At 73.7% G+C, this 22,148-nt stretch carries 20 protein-coding genes; 11 read left to right on the forward strand and 9 right to left on the reverse strand.

Going from position 1 to position 22,148, the window contains the following annotated elements:
* The first annotated feature begins 40 nt into the window (after nt 1–40).
* From JOE43_RS09020 to JOE43_RS09030, 3 genes are all read left to right on the forward strand, one after another.
* Nucleotides 41–775, forward strand: coding sequence for a sigma-70 family RNA polymerase sigma factor (locus JOE43_RS09020; RefSeq protein ID WP_245187132.1), 735 nt, complete (start codon nt 41–43; stop codon nt 773–775).
* Nucleotides 772–1,014 (forward strand): zf-HC2 domain-containing protein, encoded by a 243-nt coding sequence (locus JOE43_RS09025; RefSeq protein WP_056053738.1) that lies wholly within the window; start codon nt 772–774, stop codon nt 1,012–1,014. The genes JOE43_RS09020 and JOE43_RS09025 overlap by 4 nt, the downstream gene beginning before the upstream one ends.
* A gap of 93 nt (nt 1,015–1,107) precedes the next feature.
* The gene (locus JOE43_RS09030) at nt 1,108–1,548 is read left to right on the forward strand and encodes a GNAT family N-acetyltransferase (RefSeq protein WP_209517162.1); all 441 of its coding nucleotides are present in this window, start codon (nt 1,108–1,110) and stop codon (nt 1,546–1,548) included.
* A gap of 118 nt (nt 1,549–1,666) precedes the next feature.
* On the opposite strand, the gene JOE43_RS16200 is transcribed toward JOE43_RS09030, so the two are convergent.
* The 3 genes from JOE43_RS16200 to JOE43_RS09045 form a co-directional block, all read right to left on the reverse strand.
* Nucleotides 1,667–3,055: a LamG-like jellyroll fold domain-containing protein gene (locus JOE43_RS16200; protein WP_209517164.1), complete on the reverse strand. Its 1,389-nt coding sequence runs from the start codon at nt 3,053–3,055 to the stop codon at nt 1,667–1,669.
* Between the two features lie 135 nt (nt 3,056–3,190).
* A complete protein-coding gene (locus JOE43_RS09040; RefSeq protein WP_209517166.1) occupies nt 3,191–3,769 on the reverse strand; it encodes a hypothetical protein in 579 nt (192 codons plus the stop codon).
* Between the two features lie 334 nt (nt 3,770–4,103).
* Entirely contained in the window at nt 4,104–7,937 is a 3,834-nt protein-coding gene (locus tag JOE43_RS09045; RefSeq protein WP_209517168.1) for a multifunctional oxoglutarate decarboxylase/oxoglutarate dehydrogenase thiamine pyrophosphate-binding subunit/dihydrolipoyllysine-residue succinyltransferase subunit, read from the reverse strand.
* A 174-nt stretch (nt 7,938–8,111) separates the two neighbouring features.
* Between JOE43_RS09045 and JOE43_RS09050 the strand changes: the two genes are divergently transcribed.
* The 3 genes from JOE43_RS09050 to JOE43_RS09060 all read left to right on the forward strand — a co-directional run bounded on the left by JOE43_RS09050 (nt 8,112) and on the right by JOE43_RS09060 (nt 12,248).
* Nucleotides 8,112–9,551 (forward strand): GuaB1 family IMP dehydrogenase-related protein, encoded by a 1,440-nt coding sequence (locus JOE43_RS09050; RefSeq protein WP_209517171.1) that lies wholly within the window; start codon nt 8,112–8,114, stop codon nt 9,549–9,551.
* A 139-nt stretch (nt 9,552–9,690) separates the two neighbouring features.
* Nucleotides 9,691–11,214 (forward strand): hemolysin family protein, encoded by a 1,524-nt coding sequence (locus JOE43_RS09055; RefSeq protein ID WP_209517172.1) that lies wholly within the window; start codon nt 9,691–9,693, stop codon nt 11,212–11,214.
* On the forward strand, nt 11,211–12,248 hold the full coding sequence (locus JOE43_RS09060; protein WP_209517174.1) for a hemolysin family protein: 1,038 nt from the start codon (nt 11,211–11,213) through the stop codon (nt 12,246–12,248). Before JOE43_RS09055 ends, JOE43_RS09060 begins: the two co-directional genes overlap by 4 nt.
* Before the next feature lie 121 nt (nt 12,249–12,369).
* Here the strand turns inward: JOE43_RS09060 and JOE43_RS09065 are convergent, their stop codons facing one another.
* Nucleotides 12,370–13,491 (reverse strand): NADH:flavin oxidoreductase/NADH oxidase, encoded by a 1,122-nt coding sequence (locus JOE43_RS09065; RefSeq protein ID WP_209519149.1) that lies wholly within the window; start codon nt 13,489–13,491, stop codon nt 12,370–12,372.
* A gap of 153 nt (nt 13,492–13,644) precedes the next feature.
* Between JOE43_RS09065 and JOE43_RS09070 the strand changes: the two genes are divergently transcribed.
* Nucleotides 13,645–14,478, forward strand: coding sequence for an ADP/ATP-dependent (S)-NAD(P)H-hydrate dehydratase (locus JOE43_RS09070; protein WP_209517176.1), 834 nt, complete (start codon nt 13,645–13,647; stop codon nt 14,476–14,478).
* Nucleotides 14,479–14,510: 32 nt separating this feature from the next.
* Here JOE43_RS09070 and JOE43_RS09075 read toward each other — a convergent pair whose 3' ends face one another.
* The 4 genes from JOE43_RS09075 to JOE43_RS09090 all read right to left on the reverse strand — a co-directional run bounded on the left by JOE43_RS09075 (nt 14,511) and on the right by JOE43_RS09090 (nt 17,815).
* Nucleotides 14,511–15,203, reverse strand: a complete 693-nt coding sequence (locus JOE43_RS09075; protein WP_209519150.1) for a YceI family protein — start codon at nt 15,201–15,203, stop codon at nt 14,511–14,513.
* Between the two features lie 100 nt (nt 15,204–15,303).
* A complete protein-coding gene (locus JOE43_RS09080; RefSeq protein WP_374072972.1) occupies nt 15,304–16,086 on the reverse strand; it encodes an amino acid ABC transporter ATP-binding protein in 783 nt (260 codons plus the stop codon).
* Nucleotides 16,083–17,015: an amino acid ABC transporter permease gene (locus tag JOE43_RS09085; RefSeq protein WP_209517178.1), complete on the reverse strand. Its 933-nt coding sequence runs from the start codon at nt 17,013–17,015 to the stop codon at nt 16,083–16,085. The genes JOE43_RS09080 and JOE43_RS09085 overlap by 4 nt, the downstream gene beginning before the upstream one ends.
* Nucleotides 16,979–17,815, reverse strand: coding sequence for an ABC transporter substrate-binding protein (locus JOE43_RS09090; RefSeq protein ID WP_209517180.1), 837 nt, complete (start codon nt 17,813–17,815; stop codon nt 16,979–16,981). The genes JOE43_RS09085 and JOE43_RS09090 overlap by 37 nt, the downstream gene beginning before the upstream one ends.
* Nucleotides 17,816–17,889: 74 nt before the next feature.
* Between JOE43_RS09090 and JOE43_RS09095 the strand changes: the two genes are divergently transcribed.
* The 4 genes from JOE43_RS09095 to JOE43_RS09110 all read left to right on the forward strand — a co-directional run bounded on the left by JOE43_RS09095 (nt 17,890) and on the right by JOE43_RS09110 (nt 21,373).
* Nucleotides 17,890–19,242 carry a glycosyltransferase 87 family protein gene (locus tag JOE43_RS09095; protein WP_245187133.1) on the forward strand — a complete coding sequence of 451 codons (1,353 nt, stop codon included), beginning with the start codon at nt 17,890–17,892 and terminating at the stop codon, nt 19,240–19,242.
* The gene (locus JOE43_RS09100) at nt 19,239–19,571 is read left to right on the forward strand and encodes a thiamine-binding protein (RefSeq protein ID WP_209517182.1); all 333 of its coding nucleotides are present in this window, start codon (nt 19,239–19,241) and stop codon (nt 19,569–19,571) included. The genes JOE43_RS09095 and JOE43_RS09100 overlap by 4 nt, the downstream gene beginning before the upstream one ends.
* A 90-nt stretch (nt 19,572–19,661) precedes the next feature.
* Complete coding sequence (locus tag JOE43_RS09105) at nt 19,662–19,898, forward strand: hypothetical protein (RefSeq protein WP_209517184.1); 237 nt, start codon at nt 19,662–19,664, stop codon at nt 19,896–19,898.
* 188 nt (nt 19,899–20,086) lie between these two features.
* The gene (locus JOE43_RS09110) at nt 20,087–21,373 is read left to right on the forward strand and encodes an MFS transporter (protein ID WP_307803302.1); all 1,287 of its coding nucleotides are present in this window, start codon (nt 20,087–20,089) and stop codon (nt 21,371–21,373) included.
* A gap of 70 nt (nt 21,374–21,443) precedes the next feature.
* Here the strand turns inward: JOE43_RS09110 and JOE43_RS09115 are convergent, their stop codons facing one another.
* Nucleotides 21,444–22,115, reverse strand: a complete 672-nt coding sequence (locus JOE43_RS09115) for a response regulator transcription factor (protein ID WP_056053789.1) — start codon at nt 22,113–22,115, stop codon at nt 21,444–21,446.
* Nucleotides 22,116–22,148 lie beyond the last annotated feature (33 nt).

A 22,148-nucleotide genomic window follows, 5' to 3' on the forward strand; every position in this document is an offset into this window, starting at 1 on the left:
TCCGGGGCGCATCACCGTGGCCGAACTAGAATCGGCCCTGATGATCACCCCCGAGGGCGACGAGCCCACCCCCGCGACCAGCGCGACCGCCGCTGTGCCCGTGCCCGTGCCCGAGCGCGCCGTCGACGCCCCCGCGACCGACGGGGCCGCGGCCGAGGCCGAGGCGACGCCTCCGGGCGAGGCCGAGCTCCGCTCCCTCTTCGAGGAGCAGGCGCTGCCGTTCATGGACCAGCTCTACGCCGCCGCGATGCGGATGACGCGCAACCCGGCCGACGCCTCCGACCTCGTCCAGGAGACCTTCGTCAAGGCGTTCGCCGCCTTCCGGCAGTTCCAGCAGGGCACCAACCTGAAGGCCTGGCTGTACCGCATCCAGACCAACACGTTCATCAACACGTACCGCAAGAAGCAGCGCGACCCGTACCAGGGCACCATCGACGAGCTCGAGGACTGGCAGATGGGCGGCGCCGAGTCGGCGACGCGCACCTCCGGCTCCACGCGCTCGGCCGAGGCCGAGGCGATCGACCACCTGCCCGACAGCGCCGTGAAGGACGCCCTGCAGAAGGTCCCGGAGGACTTCCGCATGGCCGTCTACTTCGCCGACGTCGAGGGCTTCTCCTACCAGGAGATCGCCGACATCATGAAGACCCCCGTGGGCACGGTCATGAGCCGCCTCCACCGCGGTCGCCGCCTCCTCCGAGGCCTCCTCGCCGACTACGCACGCGACCGCGGCATCGCGGTGCCGGCCGGCACGACGACGAAGGGCAGCAAGCGATGACCGACTGCGGGTGCGACAAGACCAAGGCCGAGCTCGAGGAGTACCTCCACGGAGAGCTGTGCCGCGAGGACGCGGCCGACATCCGCGAGCACATCGCGAACTGCGCCGACTGCGCGGGCGAGCGCAAGGTGGGCGAGGTGCTCACCGAGGCCGTGCAGCGGGCGTGCCGCGAGACGGCCCCCGAAGACCTGCGCTCGACGGTGCTCGCGCGGCTGCGGGCCCTCCAGGCCCAGCACTAGCCGACCCCGGGGAGTCGCGGGCCGGCTCCCCGGCACCGCAGGCCCCCGGCGCACCGTCGTCACGCACCGCGGCACTGCGCTAGCGTCGGCGTCATGACCGCCACGGTGGAGGTGCTCGGCACCCTGACGCCCGACGACCTCGACGACCTCGTCTCGCTGATCAGCTCGCTCGGCTACGCCCTCGACGCCGACGTGCTCTCGGCCCGCCTGGCCCGCCTCACGGCGGAGGCCGGCCACGAGACGTGGGTCGTGCGCGACGCGTCCGGGCGCATCTCTGCGGTGGCGGGCGCCCACGTGACGTGGGCGTACAACGCCGACGCCCCGACGGCGCAGCTGCTGCTGCTCGTCGTCGCCGACGCCGCCCGCGGCGACGGCCTCGGCTCGTACCTGCTCGGTCACTTCGAGGGCTGGGCCCGCGGCCACGGCGCCCGCACGCTCGACGCGGTGTCGGCCGCGGCCACCGACTCGGCACACCGGTTCTACCGCAAGCGCGGGTACCACGAGGCGGGCGTCCGGTACTCGAAGCTCGTCTGAGGGGCGCGTCCGCGGGGCCCTGGTCGGGCCGACGTCGTGCCGGATGCGGCGCGGGCCCGCCGCGGAGGACGGGGACCCGCCCACCCCGACGAGGGCGGCGTCATCCGGCGCCCCGGGCTCAGCGCCCCGCGGCGTGGTGCGCCGCCACGGCGGCCGCGTCGAGCGCGGTGTCGTAGACCCGCACGGTGTCGACGTCGCCCCGGAGCGTGTAGTCCGCCGGTTCGCCCGCCCACGACGCGAGCGACTCCCGGCCCACCCGCCACGAGCCGTAGTAGGACTTGGCGCTGCGGGCGTCCGTCCGTCGGCCCTGCAGCTCGCCGTCGAGCCAGAGCTCCATGCTGCCCGGCCGGAAGGTGCCGACCGCGTGGTGCCACTCGCCGTCGGTCACCACGCTCTGCCCGCCGACGGCGAAGCGGAAGTCGTTCGAGCCCTGCACGCCGAAGAGGAGGGTGCCGTCGGCTCCGACGTAGATGTGGCGGTCCTTGTAGGGCGACGCCGACGAGGTGGCCGAGCTGTAGCCCACGATGCGCCCGGCGGCGCTCTCCGTCCGGAACCACGCCTCGACCGAGAACGTCGAGGGGGCGACGGCCGTGACCGTGCTCTGCACGCGGGCGTCCGAGGCCGAGAGGCTCATCGAGGGGTCGCCGTCGCAGGGGGCGTCGTTCCGGGCGGGGCCCGAGGCGGAGCGACCGAGCTGCCCGTGCCCGCTCTCGTCGCGGACGTCGCCGCCCCGGGGCTCCGAGAAGCCCCACGCCAGCACGGGGTCGTCGAGCAGCGGGTCGGCGAAGCACGGGAAGGTCGCGGTCGACGCCGAGGCAGCCGTGCCGGTCGTCGCCGAGAAAGCGGCGTCGCTGGTCGCGCCGACGGCGGCGACCGTCGCGACGACGAGCGCGCCCGCGACGAGGCGCACGGTGCCGGAGGCGCGGGGCGGCTCCCCGACGGAGGGCGCGTCGGTCTCCCACCGCGGAGCACCGCAGCCGCGGCAGGGCGCCCCCCGCCGGACGTCACGGTCGGCCCGGGTGAGCCCCGCGACCACGGCCGCCGCCGCCACGAGCAGCAGGAGCGGCGCGACGGCGCCCTGGCGCAGCCAGACGCCGGGCAGGCCCACCGCGGGCACGCGCAGCACGCCCGCGCCGTGCACGGCGGCCGGAGCGACCGGGCTGCTGTCGTCGGCGGCGTTCGCGTCGCCCCGGAGGTGCAGGCCCTCGTCGCTGGTCCGGACGAGGCGGTGCAGCCGCAGGCGCTCGTCGTGGTCGGGGTCGTCGACGAGCAGCACCTGGCCGGGCACGGCGTCGGCACCGGAGATCGGGGCGGCCGCCACGACGTCGCCGGTGCGGAGGCGCGGGGCCATCGAGTCGCTCGCGACCGTCGTCACCGACCAGCCGGCGGCGGCGGGGAGCACGCACCAGAGGGCGAGCAGGGCGACCGTCCAGAGGGCGGTGCGGGCCGCCGTCGCGAGGGCGACCACGGGCAGGTCGCCCGGGCAGGAGCGGACGGGGTGGGGCACGGGGATCCCTCGGGTGTCGGTCGGGTGGGGGGCGGGAGGTCGGCGGAGCGCGTGTCGACGGGGGCCGGACCGGCGAGGCCCGGACCGGCGAGGCCCGGGCGGGCGGGGGCCGGGCCCCGTCGGCACGCTCGTCGATCAGTCGTTCTGCGCCTCCCAGACGAACGTCGTCGACGCTGCCGCCTCCTGGACGGCGTTCGTCGCGTCGTCGGCGAGGTGGTACGTGACGCGCCAGAGGGAGTCGGTGGTGCCGGCGGGCACGCTCCAGTCGCCCACGCCGTCGGCGAAGGAGGTGGAGGCGGCGAGGTCGGCGAGGGAGCCGGTGAAGGCGGGCTCGCCCTCGGCGACGAAGCGCTCGCAGGTGGCGTCGGCGTCACCCCTCTCGACGGCGACGACGAGGGACGACCCGAGGGCGTCGAGGTCGGTGCTGTCGGCCGTGTAGAGCCGAACGGTGCTGGGGGTGCTGGTGTCGGCCGTGACCGTGAGGCAGTTCGAGCCGGTGTCGCCGGGCAGCAGGCCGGCGACCTCGAAGAGGGCCTGGCCCTCGTCGTCGTCGCTGATCGCGACCTTGCCGGTGGCCCAGCTGTTGCCGGCGTTCTCGGTCGTGTCGGAGAAAGCGGCGTACGAGCTGGTGCCGACCACGACGCCGCTGATGACGACGGCGAGGGGGAGGGCGGCGAGGGCCGCGAGGCGGGTGGAGCGGGCGGAGAGGTGCATGGGAGTCCTTCGTCAGCGGCGTGGCGCCGGGGGCATGAGCGGATGTCGCATCTGAGATGTTACGTGACATTACACATCCTGACAACCACTCAGCGCGAGACGTGTGCCCCACGGCACCCGGTCACCGTGCCGTCGGCCGTCGTCGCGGCCACCGGAAGAGCAGGTCGGCCCCCGGCCACCGTGCCGTGGCCGCGTGCAGGGGCGGGCATGCGCACCATGGTCGACCCGCGCCTCCTGCGCTCCCGGGGCCCGGAACGAGGGAAGGTGACGTCGGCTCAGCCGACGTCACCCTCCGTCTCGCCCGCCCCGGTCGGCGGGCCTCACCCCGGCTGAGCTACAGCGTGAGCGCCGCCGCGATCAGCTCGGCCTGCTGCGCCGCGCTCGCCTTCGTCGAGCCGGCGGCCGGCGACGCCGAGGCGGGGCGCGACGCGACCCGGATCGGGCGGTCGAGGTGCCTCTGCAGCTCGAGCACGACGAACGGCCACGCGCCCTGGTTCTCGGGCTCCTCCTGGGCCCAGACCAGCTCGGCCTGCGGGTAGCGCGACAGGACCTCGCGGATGCGCTCCAGCGGCAGCGGGTAGAGCTGCTCGAGGCGCACGAGGGCGACGTCGTCGCCGACGCCGCGCTTGTCGAGCTCGGCCGTCAGGTCGTAGTGGATCTTGCCCGAGTGCAGCACGATGCGCTTCGTCGCCGACGGGTCGGAGACGCGGGTGCAGTCGAGCACCGGCTCGAAGCGGCCCGAGGTGAAGGCGTCGACGCCGCTCGTGGCGCCGCGCAGCCGCAGCATCGCCTTCGGGGTGAAGACGACGAGCGGGCGCCGCGGCCGGGCGTAGGCCTGGCGACGCAGCAGGTGGAAGTAGGAGGCGGGGGTCGAGGGGCGCGCGACCGTCATGTTGTCCTCCGCGCAGAGCTGCAGGAACCGCTCCATGCGGGCCGACGAGTGGTCGGGGCCCTGACCCTCGTAGCCGTGCGGCAGCAGCAGCACGACGCTGGAGCGCTGGCCCCACTTCTGCTCGGCGCTCGAGATGAACTCGTCGATGACGGTCTGCGCGCCGTTGCTGAAGTCGCCGAACTGCGCCTCCCACATCACGAGCGCGTCGGCCCGTTCGACCGAGTAGCCGTACTCGAAGGCCATCGCCGCGTACTCGCTGAGCAGCGAGTCGTAGATCCAGAGGTTCGCCTGGTCGTCGGTGATGTTCTGCAGCGGCAGCCACTCCTGGCCGTTCTCGCGGTCGTGCAGCACGGAGTGGCGCTGCACGAAGGTGCCGCGCCGGCTGTCCTGGCCGGCGAGCCGGACGGGCGTGCCCTCGGTGAGCACCGAGCCCATCGCGAGCAGCTCGGCGAAGGCCCAGTCGATGCCGCCGGCCCGGCTCATGTCGACGCGCTTGCGCAGCAGCTGCGAGAGCTTCGGGTGCACCGAGAAGCCCTCGGGCGGGTTGTCGTGCGCGTCGCCGATCGCGTGGATCAGGTCGAGCGAGACCCCGGTCGTCTCAGGCTCGCCGGTGCGGTCGTCGCGCTGCGACACGGGGCGCTCGAGGTCGTCGACGTCGCCCGCGTCGTCGGTGACCACCGGCATCGACCCGGTCTGGGCCGCGTGCGTCTCGGCGAAGGCCCGCTCGAGGCGGTCCTGGAAGTCGCGGTGGGCGCCGTCGTACTCCTCTTGCGTGATGTCGCCGCGGCCGACGAGCGCCTCGGTGTACAGGGTACGGACGCTGCGCTTGGCCTCGATGAGGTTGTACATCAGCGGCTGCGTCATCGACGGGTCGTCGCCCTCGTTGTGGCCGCGGCGTCGGTAGCAGACCAGGTCGACGACGACGTCGCGCTTGAACTGCTGGCGGTACGAGAAGGCGAGCTCCGCGACGCGCGCCACGGCCTCGGGGTCGTCGCCGTTGACGTGGAAGACCGGCGCCTGGATCGTCTTCGCGACGTCGGTCGAGTAGACCGAGGTGCGCGACTCCGACGGCGGGGTGGTGAAGCCGACCTGGTTGTTGATCACGACGTGGATGGTGCCGCCGACGCGGTAGCCGCGCAGCTGCGACATCTGCAGCGTCTCGACGACGACGCCCTGGCCCGCCATGGCCGCGTCGCCGTGCACGAGCACCGGCAGGGTGGCGAAGACGCCCTTCGGCCCTCTGTCTTGCTTGGCGCGGACGATGCCCTCGAGCACGCCGTCGCCGGCCTCGAGGTGCGAGGGGTTCGCCGCGAGGTAGACGGGGATGGTCTCGCCGGTCGCGCTCGTGAACTCGCCCTCGGTGCCGAGGTGGTACTTCACGTCGCCGGAGCCCTGGACGGTCTTCGGGTCCTGCGTTCCCTCGAACTCGCGGAAGATCTGGCCGTAGGTCTTGCCCGCGATGTTCGTCAGCACGTTGAGGCGACCGCGGTGGGCCATGCCGATCGCGACCTCTTCCAGGCCCTCCCGGGCGGCCTGCTGGATGACCGTGTCGAGCAGCGCGATCGCCGACTCGCCGCCCTCGAGGCTGAAGCGCTTCTGGCCGACGTACTTCGTCTGCAGGAAGGTCTCGAAGGCCTCGGCCTCGTTGAGCTTGGCGAGGATCCGCATCTGCTCGTCGTGCGACGGCTTCACGTAGGGCACCTCGACGTGCTGCTGTACCCAGGCCCGCTGCGCAGGGTCCTGGATGTGCATGTACTCGACGCCGATCGTGCGGCAGTAGGAGTCGCGGAGGATGCCGAGGATGTCGCGCAGCAGGGCGGAGGTGCGGCCCCCGAGGCCCCCCGTGACGAACTCGCGGTCGAGGTCCCAGAAGGTCAGCCCGTGGCTCTCGATGGCGAGGTCGGGGTGGGTGCGCTGGCGGTACTCCAGCGGGTCGATGTCGGCCATGAGGTGGCCGCGCACGCGGTAGCTGTTGATGAGCTCCTGCACGCGCGCCGTCTTGCCCACGCGCTCGGCGAGGTTGACGTTGATGTCGGCGTTCCAGTGGATGGGCTCGTAGGGGATGCGGAGGGCCGCGAAGATCTCCTCGTAGAAGCCGCGCTGCCCGATGAGCAGCTCGTTGACCTTCTTGAGGAACTCGCCGGAGCCCGCGCCCTGGATGACGCGGTGGTCGTAGGTGCTCGTCAGCGTCACGGTCTTGCCGATGCCGAGCTCGACGAGGGTCTTCGCCGACGTGCCCTGGAACTCGGCCGGGTAGTCGAGAGCGCCGGCGCCGATGATCGAGCCGGCCCCCTTCATGAGGCGCGGGACGCTGTGGACGGTGCCGATGCCTCCCGGGTTGGTCAGCGAGATCGTGTTGCCCTGGAAGTCCGCCGCCGTGAGCTTGTTGTCGCGGGCCCGGCGGACGACGTCTTCGTAGGCCGACAGGAAGTCGGCGAAGGTCATCTCGTCGGCCTTCTTGATGCCGGGCACCAGGAGGGCACGGGTGCCGTCCGGCTTCGGGATGTCGATCGCGAGGCCGAGGTTGATGTGCGGGGGAGTGACGACGGAGGGCTTGCCGTCGACCTCGTCGTAGAAGACGTTCTGGCTCGGGAACTCCTTGAGCGCCTGCACCAGGGCCCAGCCGATGAGGTGCGTGAACGACACCTTGCCGCCGCGGGCGCGCTTGAGGTGGTTGTTGATGACGATGCGGTTGTCGATCATCAGCTTGGCCGCGACGGTCCGGACGCTGGTCGCGGTGGGCACCGTGAGGCTGGCGTCCATGTTGGTCGCGAGCGACTTCGCCATGCCGCGGAGCGGCGTGACCACGGCCTCGGGCTCCGGCGTGGGCTCGGCGGCCGGGCGCTTCGGCTCCGCCGCCTTCGCGGGCGAGTCGGCGGGGATGGGCTTCGCGGAGGGCTCCACCGACGTGGTCTTCGCCGCCTTCTTGCCGGCGGGCGCGGCCGGGGCGGGGGCCGGGGCTGCGGGCTCGTCCTGGCCGGGGGCGCCGGCGACCTCGTCGGGGACCTGGGCCTGGCCGCCGTCGGTCGAGGCGGGCTCCGGGGCGGGGGGCGTGCTGGCCGCGGCGGAGGAGGACCGCGGGGCAGGGTCGGCGTCGGCGGCGCCTCCGGCCGGGGCCTCGCCGCCGTCGGCGGGCGTGTACGCCTCGAGGACGGGCCACCACGACTCGTCGACGGCGTTCTTGTCGACCAGCCACTGCTCGTAGAGCTCGTCGACCAACCACTCGTTGGCGCCGAAGGCACCCTCGTCGGTCGTTCCCGTCACGTGGCTCGTCACAGCCGATCGCCCACTCTCCGTTGATTGTTGATCAGTGCGTGGGCAGCGCCGCCCACGGTGCCCCAGCTTAAGCGCATCCGACCGAGCGCGGGCGGGGCGACCCGCAGGAGGCGCCCCACCGGTCGGCCTCGATCTCACGGAGTCAGCGCGGTCCGGGAGAGCTACCGTGGAGCCATGAGGTTCTACGAGACGACGCCGACCCACGACCTGACGTACTCCGACGTGTTCCTCGTGCCCAGCAGGTCGTCGGTCACGAGCCGCCTCGACGTGAGCCTCGCCCCCGGCGACGGCACCGGCGCGACCCTGCCGATCGTCTCGGCGAACATGAACTCGGTCACCGGGCCCCGGCTCGCGGCGACGCTCGCCCGGCGCGGCGGCCTCGGCGTCCTGCCGCAGGACATGCCGCTGCAGCAGCTAGACGCGGCCATCCGGTGGGTGAAGGCCCAGCCGGTCGACTACGACACCCCCTACTCGCTCGACGCCGGCGAGACCGTCGAGACGGCACTCCGCACCGTCCCCGCCGTCGAGGGCCACGGCATCGTCCTGCACGACGGCACCGGCGCGTACCTCGGCTGCATCGCCGCCTCCCGCCTCGGCACCGCGCCCCGCGACGCCGTGCTCGGCGACCTGCTGCACGGGGCCCTCACCTCCCTCGACGCCGACGACGTCGAGGGGCCGCGCGCCGCCTTCGACCGCATGGTCGCCGCCGAGATCGACTTCGCGCCGGTGCTCCGCCACGGCCGCGTCATCGGCACGGTCAGCCGCAAGAGCGCGCTCCGCAGCACGCTGTACCGGCCGGCCCTCGACGCCGGGGGGCGCCTCCGCGTCGCCGCCGCCGTCGGCATCACCGGCGACGTCGCCGAGAAGGCGCGGGCGCTCGCCGCCGCCGGCGTCGACGTGCTCGTGATCGACACCGCGCACGGCGACCAGGACGGCATGATCCGGGCCATCAAGGCGGTCGCCGCCCTCGGGCTCGGGCTGCCGATCGCCGCCGGCAACGTCGTCACCGAGGAGGCGGTGCGGCACCTCGTCGCCGCCGGGGCCTCCATCGTCAAGGTCGGCGTCGGCCCGGGCGCGATGTGCACCACCCGCATGATGACCGCGGTCGGCCGCCCCCAGTTCTCCGCCGTGCTCGAGACGGCCGCGGCGGCCCGCGCGCTAGGCGCCCACGTCTGGGCCGACGGCGGGGTGCGGTACCCCCGCGACGTGGCCCTCGCGCTCGCCGCGGGCGCCGCCTCCGTCATGATCGGCTCGTGGTTCGCGGGCACGATCGAGGCCCCCGGCGAGCTGGCGGCCGACGAGGAGGGCCGGCTCTACAAGGAGAGCTGGGGCATGGCCTCGACGAAGGCCGTGCAGGGGCGGTTCGAGCGGCTCGACCCCTACGAGCTCGCCCGCAAGACGCTCTTCGCCGAGGGCATCTCGTCGTCGCGCATCTACCTCGACCCGCTCCGCCCCAGCGTCGAGGACCTCCTCGACATGATCACCTCGGGCGTCCGCAGCTCGTTCACCTATGCGGGGGCGACGACCCTGCCCGAGTTCGCCGAGCGGGCCCTCGTCGGCGTCCAGTCGGCGGCGGGGTACGAGGAGGGCAAGGCGCTGCCGGTCAGCTGGTAGCGGACGCGGCCCGCGTCCGCCGCCCAGGTGCGGGCGCGAGGGCCCGCGCGCGGTAGGATCGCACGCCTATGGATGACCCTCCGTCCCAGACGACCGCACCCTCCCACCATCTCCGCGCCGAGCGGGGTGACCGCTCCTCGTGAACGAGTGGATCCTCCTCGGCATCGGCCTGCTGCTCACCGTCGGCACCGGCCTGTTCGTGGCCAGCGAGTTCAGCCTCGTCAACCTCGACCGGTCCGACCTCGAGGCCCGTGAGCAGAAGGGCGAGAAGGGCCTCGGCCCCACCATCGGCGCCCTCCGCATCACCTCGACCCACCTCTCGAGCGCTCAGCTCGGCATCACGCTGACGACGCTGCTCACCGGCTACACGATGGAGCCTGCGATCTCGCGGCTGCTCGAGCCGCCGCTCACCGCGGTGGGCATGCCCGAGCCGGTCGTCGACGTCGGCGCGCCGATCGTGTCGATCGTCGTCGCGACCCTCCTGTCGATGATCATCGGCGAGCTCGTGCCGAAGAACTTCGCCCTCGCCCTGCCGCTGCGCACGGCCAAGCTGGTCATCCCCTTCCAGGTCGGCTTCACCACGGTGTTCAAGCCCGCGGTGCGGCTGCTCAACGAGACGGCCAACGCCATCCTCCGGTCGATCGGCATCGAGCCGAAGGAGGAGCTCTCCGGCGCCCGCACCGCGGAGGAGCTCTCGTCGCTCGTCCGCCGCTCGGCGTTCGAGGGCAGCCTCGACACCGACACCGCGACCCTGCTGGCGCGCACCCTGGCGTTCAGCGACCACACCGCCTCCGACGTGATGACGCCCCGCCCCCGCCTGTCGACGGTCACGCGGACGGACTCCGCCGAGACCGTGCTCGAGCTCGCACGGCGCACGGGCCTGTCGCGCTTCCCGGTCACCGACGACGGCATCGACGACGTCGTCGGTCTCGTCCACGTCAAGCAGGCCGTCTCCGTGCCGCGCGAGAAGCGGGCCGACGTGCCCGTGTCGGCGCTGCAGACCGCCGCCGTCCGCGTGCCCGAGACGATGACCCTCGACAACCTCCTCGCCGAGGTGCGCGGCCGCGGCTACCAGATGGCCGTCGTCGTCGACGAGTACGGCGGCACCGCCGGGGTCGTCACCCTCGAGGACCTCATCGAGGAGCTCGTCGGCGAGGTCTCCGACGAGCACGACCGCAGCCGCGTCGACGTCGTGCGCTCGCGCAACTGGCTGACCTTCCCGGGCCTGCTCCGCCCCGACGAGCTGCTCGAGCGGGCGTCGGTCAAGGTGCCGGAGGAGGGCCCCTACGAGACCGTGGGCGGCTGGCTGATGAGCGAGCTCGGCCGCCTGCCCGTCGTCGGCGACGTCGTCGAGAGCGACTCGGGCACCTTCCGGGTCGAGCGCCTCGACGGGCGCCGCATCGACCGCATCCGCTTCACCCCCACCCAGGACGACGAGGCGAGCGAGGCCGGTGACGCCGACCGCGCCTCCGACACCGGGTCGGTCTCGTCGCAGATCGCCGACGCGCGCCAGGGGGCGCACGACGACGCCCGCGGGCCCGGCGGGCCCGCCACCCGCACCGACCGGGCGACCCGGGCCGCCACCGCGGCCGCCGCCGCCCGGGCCGCGGGCCGCGGCACGGGCACCGGCACGACCACGACGACGAAGGAGGACGCGCGATGAGCGACTGGCTCGGCATCGTCTGGCTCGTGCTGCTGCTCATGGGCAACGCCTTCTTCGTGGCGGCGGAGTTCGCCGTCATCAGCGCCCGGCGCTCACAGATCGAGCCGAAGGCGGAGGCGGGCAGCCGCGCCGCCAAGACGACCCTCTGGGCGATGGAGCACGCCACGATGATGCTCGCGACGACGCAGCTCGGCATCACGATCTGCTCGCTGCTCATCCTCAACGTGTCGGAGCCGTCGATCCACCACCTGCTCGAGGGCCCGCTCGGCCTCACCGGCCTCAGCGAGGAGCTCGTGAGCGTGGTCGGCTTCGTCATCACGCTGGTGCTCGTGTCGTTCCTGCACGTGGTGCTCGGCGAGATGGTGCCGAAGAACATCTCGTTCTCGCTGCCCGACCGCGCCGCCCTGCTGCTCGCGCCCCCGCTCGTCGCCATCGCCCGCGTCTTCCACGTCGTGGTCGTCGCGCTGAACTGGTCGGCGAACGCCGTGCTGCGGGCCTTCCGGGTCGAGCCGAAGGACGAGGCGGCCAGCGCGTTCACGGTCGACGAGGTGGCGACGATCGTCGCGCAGTCGCAGCGCGAGGGCACGCTCACCGACGCGAGCGGCACCGTGCAGGCCGCGTTCGAGTTCACCGAGAAGACCGTCGACGACGTCGCGGTGCGGATGTCCGGGCTCGTCACCCTCCCGGAGGACGCGACGCCGTCCGACGTCGAGCGGGCGGTCGCGCAGAACGGCTTCTCGCGCTACGTGCTCGTCGACGACGGCGGCGACCCGACGGGCTACCTGCACCTCAAGGACGTCATCGACCTCGACGTCGACGAGTTCCACGACCCCGTGCCGCCGAAGCGAATCCGCCAGCTGATCTCGATCTACCGGGGCACCGAGCTGGAGGACGCCCTCGCGACCATGCGCCGCAGCGGCGTGCACGTCGCCCGCTCGTTCGACGAGCACGGGTCGACGCAGGGCGTGCTCTTCCTCGAGGACATCCTCGAGGAGCTCATCGGCGAGGTCCAGGACGCGACCCGGCGCTCGTAGCGGGCTTTCCGGCGGGCGTCCCCGCCGCCTCCCTCACGGCGCACGACGACGGCCGCCCCGATCGCGAGATCGAGGCGGCCGTCGTCGTGTCGGGCCGGAGGCGCGGGGCGCCTCCCCGGGGTCAGCTCACCCGGAACGGAGCGCGCTGGTACTGCGCCGGCACGTAGTCGAGCTCGACGCCCAGCTCGGCGGCGGCCCGCAGCGGGAAGTGCGGGTCGCGGAGGAACTCGCGCGCCATGAGCACGACGTCGGCCCGGCCCGAGGAGATGACCTCGTCGGCCTGGCGGGCGGAGACGATGAGGCCCACGGCGCCGGTCTCGACGTCGGCCTGCCGACGGACGTGCTCGGCGAAGCGCACCTGGTAGCCGAGGCCCACGGGGATGCTCACGCCGGCGACGAGGCCGCCCGTCGAGATGTCGAAGAAGTCGGCCCCGGCCTCGCGCGACCACGCGGCGACGGTCGCGGTGTCGTCCTCGTCCCAGCCGCCCTCGGCCCAGTCGGTCGCGCTGAAGCGCACCAGCAGCGGGTAGCCGTCGCCGACCTCGGCCCGCACGGCGCGGACCACGTCGAGCAGGAGGCGGGCGCGGTTCTCGAGCGACCCGCCGAACTCGTCGGTGCGCTGGTTGCTCAGCGGCGAGAGGAACTGGTGCAGCAGGTAGCCGTGCGCCGCGTGCAGCTCGATCAGCTCGAAGCCGGCCTCGACCGAGCGGCGGGCGGCGGTGCGGAAGGCCTCGACGAGGCCGACGACCTCGTCGTGCGTCAGCTCGCGCGGCTCGTCGTAGCCCTCGAAGGCGACGGCCGAGGGGGCGACCGTCGGCCAGCCGCCCTCGCTCGCGGGCACGCTGCCCTGCACGTCGCTCCAGGGGCGGAAGGTCGACGCCTTGCGGCCCGCGTGGGCGAGCTGCACGCCCGGCACCGAGCCCTGGCCCTTGACGAACGCCGTCACGGGCTTCCAGGCCTCGACCTGCTCGTCGTTCCAGAGGCCGGTGTCCTGCGGCGAGATGCGGCCCTCGGGCACGACCGCGGTGGCCTCGCTGATGACCGCGCCGGCGCCTCCCCGGGCAAGTGCGCCGAGGTGCACGAGGTGCCAGTCGGTGGGCACGCCGTCCTCACGGTCGACGCTGTACTGGCACATCGGCGCCACCCAGAGCCGGTTGCGGAAGGTGGTGCCGCGCAGGGTGATCGGGTCGAAGAGGCCGGGAGCCGTGCGCTCGGGGGCCGTCGTGGGGGAGTCGGTGGTCACGCTGGTGTCGGACGTCACGGAGCAGTCATCGCCTTTCAGATCGGTGGCGGGCGACCTCGGTCGCCCCTCGTGCCCCAACGCGGCGCCCGCGCGGCGTGTTCCCCCGACCGGCGGCCCGGGCGTGGCGGGGTCCGCCCGGGCTAGCGTCGAGGCGTGACCGACTCGAGCGACTACACCGACTGGGCCCCCTCCGACGCCGCGGGCGAGATCGCGGTGCCCCGCCCCGACGACGACAAGTACCGCCGCGGCGTGCTCGGCGTCGTGACCGGCTCGTCGTCGTACCCGGGGGCCGCCGTGCTCGGCGTCGAGGCCGCGCTGCACACGGGCGTGGGGATGCTCCGCTACGTCGGGCCCCGCCGCGCCGCCGACTTCGTGCTGCACCGCCGGCCGGAGGCCGTGACGGGCATCGGCCGCGTGCAGGCGTGGCTGCTCGGGTCGGGGGTGGACGGCGACCACCTCGACGACGAGACGGAGGAGGGCTTCCGCACGGCCGCCTCCTCGGGGCTGCCCCTCGTGCTCGACGCCGGTGCGCTGTCGCTGCGGGAGCGGGCCACGGGGCCCGTCGTCCTCACCCCGCACTTCCGCGAGCTGGCGACGGCCTCGGGCCAGGAGGTCGACGACGTCGCCGCCGACCCCGCCGGCGCCGCCGCGCGGGCGGCCGAGACCTGGGGCTGCACGGTGCTCGTCAAGGGCCACCACACGTACGTCGCCTCGCCCGGGGGCACGCGCCTGGTCGCGGCCAGCGCCCCGTCGTGGCTCGCGACGGCGGGGGCCGGCGACGCGCTCGGCGGCGTGCTCGGGGCTCTCGTCGCGACCCACGCCGACGAGGTCGCCGACGACGCGGAGGCGCTGGCCCGGCTGGCGGCGACGGCGGCGGTCGTGCACGGGCTCGCCGCGTCGCGGGCGAGCGCGGGCGGGCCGCTCACCGTGCTCGGGCTGGTGCACGCCCTGCCGGCGACGATCGCCGAGCTGCTCGCGGAGCGCTAGCCGGTCGCGAGGCCGCCGACGGTCGCGGGGCGCTAGCCGGCGGGGGCGGCCGCGACCAGGAACTCCACCGAGCCGGCGTCCTCGACCTGGACGAAGCCGAAGCTCGGGGCGTCGACGCCGTAGTCGGAGAAGGTCACGGGGATCGACCCGCTCACCTGGACCCCGTCGCCGGACAGGGCCGCCTGCAGGTCGACCGTGACGCTCTGCGTGACGCCGTGCATCGTGAGGTCGCCGGTGGCCTCGACGCTCGCGACCTCGCCGTCGGCGGGCACCGCGGCGTCGATCGGCTGCGTGAGGGTGAAGGTCGCCGTCGGGTAGGTGCCGGCCTCCATCGCGTCGTCGCGGAAGTACCCGTCGCGGTTCGCGCTGTCGGTGGCGATGCTCGCGACGTCGACCGTCACGGTCGCGGCGGTGATGGTCGTGCCGTCGAGCGTGACGGTGCCCGTCACCTCGTCGGTCGTGCCGACCACGGTCACGTCGGTGCCGTTGAGGACCTCGTCGACCCGGTAGCCGGCGCTGCTGCCGTCGCCGATCGTCCAGTCGCCGGAGGCCTGGCTCACGTCGACGGTCGTGGCGCCGGGGGTCACGCTGACGGTGGGCGCGGCGTCCGGCTCGCCGACGACCACGTCACGGTAGAAGGCGGGGCCGGCCACGGCCGCGGTGACGCCGAGGCCCACCACGACGACGGCGGTGACGGCGAGGGCGATCTTCGTGTTCTTCTTCACGGCGGGGTCTCCTGGGGTCGGCTCGGTGCGGGTCGGCTCGCGGGGGCTCACGGGGCTCACGGGATGGTGTCGTGTCGCCCTCGGGGGCACCTGGGAGGGGTCAGGCCGTGAAGCGGGCGAGGAAGTCGCGGGCGCGCTCGGTGCGGGGCGCCGTGAAGAGCTGGGCGGGCGGCCCCTGCTCGGCGACGCGGCCCGCGTCGAGGAAGACGACGCGGTCGGCGACGTCCCGCGCGAAGGCCATCTCGTGGGTCGCCATGAGGATGGTCGTGCCGACCTCCTTCAGCGTGCGGACGAGGTCGAGCACCTCGCCCACCAGCTCGGGGTCGAGGGCGCTCGTGACCTCGTCGAGCAGCAGCACGGCGGGGCGGGGAGCGAGGGCCCGGGCGATCGCCACGCGCTGCTGCTGCCCGCCGGAGAGCCGGTCGGGGTACGAGCCGGCCTTGTCGCCGAGCCCGACGCGCTCGAGCAGCTCGAGGGCGCGCTGCTCGGCCTCGCGACGGGGCTGGCGCAGCACGTGCCGGCTCGCCAGCGAGACGTTCTCGAGCACGGTCATGTGGGGGAAGAGGTTGAAGTGCTGGAAGACGACGCCGATCCGCGCCCGGACGGCGTCGACGCGCACGCGCGGGTCGCTGATGTCGGTGCCGTCGAGGGTGATGCGGCCGTCGTCGATGGTCTCGAGCAGGTTGACCGTGCGCAGCAGCGTCGACTTGCCTGAGCCGCTCGCGCCGATCAGCGCCACGACCTCGTCGCGGGCCACGTCGAGGTCGACGCCGTCGAGCACGGTCGTGTCGCCGAACGCCTTGCGGACCCCCTCGAGGCGCAGGACGGGGGCGGCCCCGGGAGCCGGCACCGCGCCTCCGGCGGGCGTGACGGGGGCGCTCACACGACGCTCCCGGCCTGCTCGCGACGGCGGAGGCGCGCCGACAGCCAGTCGGTGAGCCAGATCGTCGGCAGCGCCAGCACGACGAACAGCAGGCCGGCCAGCACGTAGGGCGTGAAGTTGGCGGCGGTCGCCGTCTCGATCTGCGCGGCGCGGACGGCGTCGACGGCGCCGAGCACGGAGATCAGCCCCACGTCTTTCTGCATCGACACGAGGTCGTTCATCAGGGCCGGGGTGACCTTGCGGAGGGCCTGGGGGAAGACGACGAGGCGGAGGGTCTTCGCGTGGCTGAGGCCGAGCGACCGGGCGGCGAGCCGCTGCGACGGGTGGACGGCGTCGATGCCGGCCCGCACGACCTCCGAGACGTAGGCCGAGTAGGTGAGGATCAACGCGATGGTGCCCCAGAACTCGGCGGGGAGGCGGGGGATGCCGAGGCCGAGGCCGGGCACGCCGAAGCCGACGAGGTAGAGCACGATGATGAGCGGCAGCCCGCGGAACAGGTCGGTGTAGCCGCGCACGAGCGCCCGGACGGGGAAGAAGACGGGGCCGCGCAGGGTGCGGAGGGCCGACAGCACGGTGCTCAGCACCGCGACGCCGAGGGCCGCCACGACCAGAACCCGGACGTTGAGCCAGAGGCCCTCGAGCACCCGGGGCCAGGCGGCCACGAGCGACTCGCCGTCGAAGAAGCTGAAGCGGACGCGCTCCCAGCCGGGCGTGCTCGTCACCGCCCACCAGGCGAGGGCCGCGAAGACCACGGTGCTGACGGTCGCGACGACGATCGACCGGGTCGACTGCCGGCGGCGGTACTCGCGCCGCCCGAGCTCGAGGTCGCTGACCGGGGCGGGAGCCGGGCCGCCGGGGGCGGCGCCCGTGCCGGCGGCGACCGGTGCCGGCGCTACGAGAGCTCCGGCACGTCGTAGTCGGCGAGCCACTGCTGCTGCAGCTCGTCGAGGGTGCCGTCGGCGCGCAGCGCGTCGACGGCGGCGGTGACGTCGGAGGTCAGGTCGCTGCCGAGCGGCAGGACGATGCCCAGCTCGTCGCTGGCGCCCTCGGCGGCGGGCAGCTGACCGAGCACGACGCCCCCCTCGACGAAGTAGGTGGCGGTGGGCACGTCGAGCACGATGGCGTCGACCTGGCCCGACTCGAGCGCCGCCTTGGCGTCGTCGTTGGAGTTGTAGGCCTGCACGCCGCCGTCGGGGTCGATGGCGGTCTCGGCGGCCGTGAAGCTCGTGGTCGCGCTCTGGGCGCCGATCGCGAGGCCCTTGAGGTCGGCGACGCTCGTCGCGTCGGCCGCGGCCGTGCCGGGCAGCGTGACGACGGCCTGGCGGGTCTCGTAGTAGGGCGACGAGAAGTCGACCGCCTTCTTCCGCTGGTCGGTGATCGAGAACTGCTGCAGGTTCAGGTCGTAGGTCTTCGGGCCGGGCGCGATGGCCTCGTCGAAGGTCGTGCGCACCCAGACCACGTCGGAGTCGTCGTAGCCGAGCTGCTCGGCGACGGCGTAGGCCACGGCCGCCTCGTAGCCGTCGCCCGTGGTCGGGTCGTCGCCCTCCACCCACGGGCTGTACGCGGGCTCGCCGGTCGCGACGGTGAGCTTGCCGTCGGTCACGAGGCCGACGCCTCCGCCGGAGGCGTCGCCCGACCCGCCGGAGGCGCCCGAGCAGGCGGTGAGGAGGCCGACGGCCGCGAGGGCGGTCGCGACGGCGGAGGCTCGACGGAGTCGGGTGAGGCGCATGGGACGAGAGTACCGGCGGCGACCGATGGACGACGCCTCGGAGACGCCCCGTGACGGGCGGCTAGCCTGTGCGCATGACCCGCGCCGCGCCTCCCTCGTCCGGACGCGCCGACACGGGCAGCGTGCCCCTCCCGACCGCGTCGACGGCCTCTGCGGCCCCTGCCGCCTCCGGGGCTCCAGGCCGGGGCGCCCCGGGGCCCGCGCGCCGGGTCGCCGCCTCGCCCGTGCTGCTCGGCGTCGCCGTCGTGCTCGTGCACCTCTGGCTCGGGCACGCGGCGCTGACCGGCCCGAACCAGCCGATGGGCGACGTGCTCAGCGTCTACTCGACCTGGATGCAGCGCGGCGTCGGCGCGGGGGACTGGGTCGGCATCGACCGGCCGTGGGTGTACCCGCTGCTGGCCGCGGTGCCCATGCTCCTGGCGCGCGTGGCCGGCCCCGAGCACTACGGCACGGCATGGCTCACGATCGTCCTTCTGCTCGACGCGGCCGCGCTGGCCGTCCTGACCCGCGGCGGGCGCCGCGAGCTCGCCGCGGCCTGGTGGTGGCTCGCCTTCCTCGTCGTGCTGGGGCCCATCGCCGTCGGGCGCATCGACGCCGTCACGGTCGCCCTCGCCCTGGTCGGCCTGCTGCTGCTCACCGCGCGGCCCACGCTGGCCGCCGCCCTGCTCACGGTCGCCGCCTGGGTCAAGGTCTGGCCGGCGGCCCTCGTCGTCGCGGCGCTGATCGCGGTGCGCCGCCGTCGCGACGTGCTCACCGCCGCCGTGACGACCAGCGTCGTCGTCGTCGCGATCTCGCTCGTGCTCGGCAGCGGCGCGACCGTGCTCGGCTTCGTCGGGCAGCAGGCGGGCAGGGGCCTCCAGGTCGAGTCGCTCACCGCGGTGCCGTGGCTCTGGCGGGCCGCGTCGGGGGCCGCCGACACGACCGTCTACTACGACCGCGAGATCCTGACCTTCCAGGTCTCCGGCCCCGGCGTCGCGCTCGCCGCCCAGGCGACGACCGTCGTCATGGCGATGGTCGTGCTCGCCGTGGTGCTGCTGGGGCTGCGGGCCGTGCGCTCCGGGGCGTCGGCCGCGCGCCTCCTCGCGCCCCTCTCGCTCGGGCTGGTCACGGCCCTGATCGTCACCAACAAGGTGGGCTCGCCGCAGTTCGTCTCGTGGCTGGCCGTGCCCGTCGTGGTCGGCCTCGTGCTGCAGCGCCGGGGCGGGCCCTCGTTCGTCGTGCCGGCGGCGCTCAGCCTCGTCGTCGCGGGCCTGACCCAGGTCATCTACCCGTGGTGCTACGACTCCCTCCTCGCCGCCGAGCCCTGGATCGTGCTCGTGGCGACCCTGCGCGGGGTCGCCGAGGTGGGGCTGCTCGCGCTCGCCGGGGCCCAGCTGTGGCGGCTCGGCAGGACGACGTCGGCAGAGCGGGGCAGGATGGGCGCATGATCGTCGCCTTCTCCGTCTCGCCCAGCGGCGGTGCCCCCGCCGGCCACCTCGACCCGGAGGCGCACGGCGACTCCGTCCACGACGCCGTCGCCGCGGCCGTGGCGGTCGTCCGGGCGTCGGGCCTGCCGAACCGCACCTCCTCGATGTTCACCGAGATCGAGGGCGAGTGGGACGAGGTCATGGCCGTCGTCAAGGAGGCCACGGAGGCGGTGGGCCGCTTCGGCACCCGCGTCTCGCTCGTGCTCAAGGCCGACATCCGCCCCGGCCGCACCGGCGAGCTGACCGGCAAGGTCGAGCGCCTCGAGGCCGCCCTCGGCGAGCAGGGCTGAGCCCTGACCCTGGTCGTCCTCGGGGCGCTCCTGGTCGTCCCGGGGCTGCTCGCCTACACGGGCGCCTGGCGCCGCTGGTCGGACTCCACGGTGCTGCACTGGCCCTTCGGCGTCGCGTGGGCCGGCACGGGCGTGGCGATGGTGGGCGCCGGCAACCTCCTCTGGGCGCGCGCGGAGCCCGTCGCCGACGTCCTCCAGCAGGTGGGCCTGTGCATCTGCGTCGTCGGGATCGTGGCCGCCTTCTGGCTGCCCGCCGTCCTCCTGCCCGCCTGGTACCGCGCGGCGAAGTCCGACACGGGCCCCGGCCGGGGCGTCGGCGGCCGCTGATCGGGCCCTCCCGGGGGCTGCGCCCGCGCCTCCTAGGGCGTACCATCGAGGGTCAGGTCGAATCGATTCGAACCGACACGGTCAGGCCGGAGGTGCGACGTCGCCCCCGCCGACGCCCCCAGCTCGCTCGACGGAGAGCCCTGGGCCCCCTCAGCCCGTCACCTCCGACCCAGCGAAGGCAGCCGCCCGTGACCACCCTCTCCACCCGTCGCAAGACGTTCGCCCTGATCGCCCTCGCGCTCGGCGGCTTCGGGATCGGCTCGACCGAGTTCGTCGCCATGGGCCTCCTGCCGAACATCGCGCAGGACCTGCTGCCCGACCTCTGGGCGCAGTCGTCAGACGCGGGCATCGCCCGCGCCGGCTGGCTCGTCAGCGCCTACGCCCTGGGCGTCGTCGTGGGGGCGCCGACCATCGCCGCGATGTCGTCGCACCTGCCCAAGAAGAAGCTGCTGATGGGGCTGCTCGCGCTGTTCGTGGTCGGCACCGTGCTGTCGGCCGTGCTGCCGTCGTTCGGCTGGGTGCTCGCCGCGCGCTTCTTCGCCGGGCTGCCGCACGGCGCCTACTTCGGCATCGCCTCCATCGTGGCCGCCACCATCATGGGGCCGGGCAACCGGGGCAAGGGCGTCGCGCTCGTGCTCAGCGGTCTGACGATCGCCAACGTCGTCGGCGTGCCGACCATCACGGCCCTCGGCCAGGCGCAGGGCTGGCGTACGGCCTACCTCGCCGTCGCCGCGATCTTCGCGCTCACCTTCGTCGCGGTGGCGTTCGCCGTGCCGCGCATGGAGGGCGACTCGGCCGCGTCGATGCGCCGTGAGCTCAGCGCGTTCCGCAAGCCGCAGGTCTGGCTCGTGATGGGCGTGGGCGCGATCGGCTTCGGCGGCTTCTTCGCCGTCTACAGCTACATCGCCAACGCCGTCACCGAGGGGGTCGGGGTCGACGAGGGCGTCGTGCCGTGGGTGCTCGTCGGCGTCGGCGTCGGCATGACGATCGGCAACGTCATCGGCGGCTGGGCCGCCGACAAGAACCTGAAGGCGGCCCTCACGGTCGGCTTCGTCGGCCTCATCGCCGCCCTCGTGGCGTACGCGCTGCTCGTCGACAGCCTCGTCGGGATCTTCGCCACGACGTTCCTGCTGGGCCTCGTCAGCTCGATGATCGGCCCGTCGGTGCAGTCGCGCCTGATGGAGGTCGCCGGCGAGAGCCAGGTGATCGGCGCCGCCCTGAACCACTCGTCGATGAACCTCGGCAACAGCGCCGGGGCCTACCTCGGCGGGGCCGTCATCGCGGCCGGGTTCGGGTTCGCCGCACCGGGCTGGGTGGGAGTCGCGCTGGCCCTGGCCGGGGTCGTCCTGACGGTCGTCAGCTTCCGCCTCCAGAAGACCGGCGACGCCCGCCAGGCGGCGCTCTGCGCCGCTGCCCGCGAGGCCGACCACAAGGAGGACACCGACACCGGGTCGGTGTTCATCGGCCAGCGCTAGCGGCGGGAGCCCTCGCGACGACGAACGGCCCGGCCCCTCGAGGGGCCGGGCCGTTCGTCGTCGCGAGGGGCTAGAAGCTCGTCTGCGCGGGGGTGTCGATGAGGATGCCGTCCTGGAGGGCGCGCTTCCGCAGCGCGACCTTCGTGCCGACGTCGTAGCCCGCGACGCGGTACTTCTCGCGGATGCGCTTGAGGTAGCTCTTCGCGGTCTCCTCGCTGATGCCGAGCTGGTACGCCACGGCCTTGACGGGCTCGCCGCCGCCGTACAGCGCCATGACGCGGCGCTCCTGCGCGCTGAGCTTGGGCACGCCGCCGATCTCGGCCGCGTTGAGGGCCAGGTCGAGCTCGGCCGAGATGTACGACTCGCCCTTCGCCGCGGCGCGGATGGCCTCGACGATCATGTCGGCGTCCTCGCTCTTGACGAGGTAGCCGAGCGCGCCGGCCGCGAGGGCCTCGCGCACGACGTTGGGCTCGGAGTACGTGCTCATCAACACGGTCTTGACGCCCGTGGTCTTGAGCGTGTTGATCTTGAGCGAGATCGGGATGTTGTCCTTCAGGTCGAGGTCGAGGAGCACGACGTCGACGGGGAACTCGGGGTGCGTCAGGAGCTCGGGCCAGGAGGCGACGGCCGCCACCATCGAGATGTCGCTGGCGGCACCTCGGATCCACTCGCTCAGGGCTCCGAGCAGCATCTTGTGGTCGTCGACCAGGGCCAGACGGATGCGGTCGTCGGGGTTCGTCACGGGTGCCTTCTTTCTCAGGACGTGGTGTTCAGA

The sequence above is a fragment of the Frigoribacterium sp. PvP121 genome (genome assembly GCF_017833115.1).
Lineage (GTDB): Bacteria > Actinomycetota > Actinomycetes > Actinomycetales > Microbacteriaceae > Frigoribacterium > Frigoribacterium endophyticum.

Coding starts and splice junctions, on each gene's coding strand:
- JOE43_RS09020 (WP_245187132.1), top strand. CDS start 41: ATGATCACCCCCGAGGGCGACGAGCCCACCCCCGCGACCAGCGCGACC.
- JOE43_RS09025 (WP_056053738.1), top strand. CDS start 772: ATGACCGACTGCGGGTGCGACAAGACCAAGGCCGAGCTCGAGGAGTAC.
- JOE43_RS09030 (WP_209517162.1), top strand. CDS start 1,108: ATGACCGCCACGGTGGAGGTGCTCGGCACCCTGACGCCCGACGACCTC.
- JOE43_RS09040 (WP_209517166.1), bottom strand. CDS start 3,769: ATGCACCTCTCCGCCCGCTCCACCCGCCTCGCGGCCCTCGCCGCCCTC.
- JOE43_RS09050 (WP_209517171.1), top strand. CDS start 8,112: ATGAGGTTCTACGAGACGACGCCGACCCACGACCTGACGTACTCCGAC.
- JOE43_RS09060 (WP_209517174.1), top strand. CDS start 11,211: ATGAGCGACTGGCTCGGCATCGTCTGGCTCGTGCTGCTGCTCATGGGC.
- JOE43_RS09090 (WP_209517180.1), bottom strand. CDS start 17,815: ATGCGCCTCACCCGACTCCGTCGAGCCTCCGCCGTCGCGACCGCCCTC.
- JOE43_RS09095 (WP_245187133.1), top strand. CDS start 17,890: ATGACCCGCGCCGCGCCTCCCTCGTCCGGACGCGCCGACACGGGCAGC.
- JOE43_RS09100 (WP_209517182.1), top strand. CDS start 19,239: ATGATCGTCGCCTTCTCCGTCTCGCCCAGCGGCGGTGCCCCCGCCGGC.